At 31.0% G+C, this 2,716-nt stretch carries 3 protein-coding genes and 1 pseudogene; 2 read left to right on the top strand and 2 right to left on the bottom strand.

The window, feature by feature from the left end; translation table 11 throughout:
• Positions 1-370 (bottom strand): annotated as a pseudogene (locus tag RXO53_RS08105) (RNA-guided endonuclease TnpB family protein); the annotation flags it as partial.
• Positions 371-533: 163 nt separating this feature from the next.
• Complete coding sequence (locus tag RXO53_RS08110) at positions 534-1,727, bottom strand: aminotransferase class V-fold PLP-dependent enzyme (protein WP_410713715.1); 1,194 nt, start codon at positions 1,725-1,727, stop codon at positions 534-536.
• A 126-nt stretch (positions 1,728-1,853) separates the two neighbouring features.
• On the opposite strand from RXO53_RS08110, the gene gcvH reads away from it, so the two are divergent.
• Together gcvH and RXO53_RS08120 are read left to right on the top strand one after the other, a co-directional pair.
• Positions 1,854-2,273 carry a glycine cleavage system protein GcvH gene (gene gcvH / locus RXO53_RS08115; protein WP_410713713.1) on the top strand — a complete coding sequence of 140 codons (420 nt, stop codon included), beginning with the start codon at positions 1,854-1,856 and terminating at the stop codon, positions 2,271-2,273.
• A 153-nt stretch (positions 2,274-2,426) separates the two neighbouring features.
• On the top strand, positions 2,427-2,716 hold a 290-nt coding region (locus tag RXO53_RS08120), incomplete at its 3' end, for an FAD-binding protein (RefSeq protein WP_410713714.1).

The following is a 2,716-nucleotide window of genomic DNA, read 5'->3' on the forward strand; positions in this document are numbered from 1 at the left end:
GTAGTTTTCCTTTTTTCTTTATTAAAGAAAAGAAAGATGACCATGCCTCGTTGTTTTTCTGCATTATTGCTTGAGCGTTAACTCCTAATTTATCCTTATAATTATTATAATATTTGTTCCATGTCCCCTTAAAGTCTACTTTCTTTTCATGAAAAAACTGTTGTCTCCTCTCATAGTTCAACTCGTTGAAGAGCTTCACGGTGATGTTCGCTAGCCTTCCGAGCTTCCTTTTCTGAAAACCATTAGGAAGAAGGCGGACAACGTTTGTTCTTTTATTTGTATAATTAACTTCGTAGATACCTTCATCTGGTATTGCAGGAGAAATCGGCTCCTGCTCCTCATGTTTTAAGAGTTGACCAGACGAAGGCATCTAAGGCATCTCAAATAGAAATAGTATTTTTGATTTAAAAAATTTTACCCAGCCCCTTCTAGGGGCGAGGTTTGTCGTTCGCTATATCATCAAATGTTTTCATAAAATAATTGATGAAATAAGTGTAAAAGCTGTAAACTTACGAAATACTTTAAGAAACCCTTCAGGGCGAGGAATAATTCAATAATTTTAGTGCATCTATCAACTTATATAAATCATCCTCTTCGTTTGGAAAATGAATTGAAACCCTTATACCACCTATACCAGCACTTGCTCTACCTGAAACTTTGATGTTGAATTTCCTATAAAGCTCTTCAACAATTTTATAATTATCTTTAATTTTAGGATATAACTTAAACGTTAATATTCCCGAAGCTTTTTTATTATCTAATGGAGAAACGATTTCTAAGTTTTTCTCAATTAAATATTCAATTAATATCTTTCTTAATTTTAGGATATGATAATTAATGTTTTCAATTCCTATCTCATTAATTATTTTTAACGATTCTCTTAAACCTATTAAAGATGGTATTGAAAAGAATCCTCCCGCTTCATATGAATTTGCCCCTTCCCTTTTTAACTTATATTCATTAGAAGGAGACTTATTTTCATATCCCCAAAATTCTTCCCAACTCATCCCTACATCTAGGTTTAAATATCCATAATTTGGAGGGTTTGTTAGCTTAAGGGCCCTATCGCTTATATATAGAATACCTACTGAAAAAGGAGACAATAGCCATTTCTGAGTCCCAAAAGCAACAAAATCGGCTTTATTATATGATGCATCAAATATTGATTGACCAACATGTTGTATTGCATCAATTACTAAAAAACCATTATTATCATGTATGGCATCTGCTATTTCCCTTATATTAAGCATTAGCCCATTAACCCAAAAAACAGAACTTGCTAGAATTACTTTAGTTTCTTTTTTAATTTCATGCAATATATCATCTATATTATAATCTCCTTTATTGTTTCTAATAATTTTAATTTTAACCCCTCTTTCCTTCCATTTTAACGATTCCGAATAAACAGTTGGGAAATCCATATCGAATACTATCATTTCATCTCCTTTTTGAAGATTTATCGAATTCATAGCTGTTTGAATAGCTGGTGTTGTGCTATTACCAATCAAAGCTATATTTTCCTTTTTGCTATTTATTAATTTTCCTATATTGACTTTAATATCGTTAATTATACTTCCATAATAATTAAAATTAGTTAGCTCATCCGGTACAGATTTCAGATTTTCCAAATAGTCTTCCATTGCTTTTATGGATCTATAAGGAGGATCTCCTACGGACGCCCAATTTAAATAAGTATACTTATTAAAAACTTCAAATTCATTTCTCATCAATTCCAATCCTAATAAAGTATTAATTTATCAGTATAATAACTTTTACTCATTAAATTATAATGTAATGTAAACAAATTTAAAAGTTTAAATTTGTGTATTTGCTAATAATAATGGGTGAAATTTATGAGCAGATATCAAGTTAAGGTAGGAAATTTGAACGTTTTAATTGATGATTCCCTTTACTATACAAATAGCGACGAATGGATTAAAATTGAAGGTAAAAATGCAAGAATAGGCATTACTGATTATGCTCAAAAACAACTAAAAGATATTGTAGGTGTAGACCTACCTAAGAAGGGCTCTAATGTAAGCAAGAATGGAACTTTAGCTGTTTTGGAATCAGTCAAAGCCACTGCTGAAGTTTATTCTCCTATAGAAGGAAAAGTCATAGAAATAAATGAAAGGCTCCTTGATGAGCCAGAATTAATAAATAAAGAACCATATGATAATGGTTGGATAGCAATTATAGAAACTAACAATTTTAATAAAGAAGAATTTCTTACTCATAGCCAATATGCAGAAAATATCTCTAAAAGAAAATGAATTCTTTTATAAATAAGAAGTATAGAATTATTCAAATTAGCATTAATATTAGTTTATATGAAGTATAATATACTGTATTATACAACTATAATAAAAGACCTTTTAAATCCCGATATTTATGTTTAAATTGTGAATTAAGAGGCGTACACCGAATTGACTGTGGAAACTATAAATCATGATATTATAGTTTTGGGTGCAGGCCTTGCTGGTCTTAGGGCTGCTGTTGAAATAAAGAGAAAGTATGGAGATAAACTTGATGTAGGTGTTGTAAGCAAAGTGCATTTAATGAGAAGTCATAGTGTATCCGCTGAAGGAGGAACCTCTGCTGTTCTTTATCCAGAAGAAGGAGATAGCTTGGCATTACATGCATGGGACACAATAAAAGGCAGTGATTTTTTAGCCGATCAAGATGCTGTTTGGACGTTTGTTAAACTCATGCCAGA

The sequence above is a fragment of the Caldisphaera sp. genome (assembly GCF_046536515.1).
GTDB lineage: Archaea > Thermoproteota > Thermoprotei_A > Sulfolobales > Acidilobaceae > Caldisphaera.

Excerpts from the sequence above, each read along its gene's own strand:
- gcvH (WP_410713713.1), top strand. The coding sequence starts at position 1,854 with ATGAGCAGATATCAAGTTAAGGTAGGAAATTTGAACGTTTTAATTGAT.
- RXO53_RS08110 (WP_410713715.1), bottom strand. The coding sequence starts at position 1,727 with ATGAGAAATGAATTTGAAGTTTTTAATAAGTATACTTATTTAAATTGG.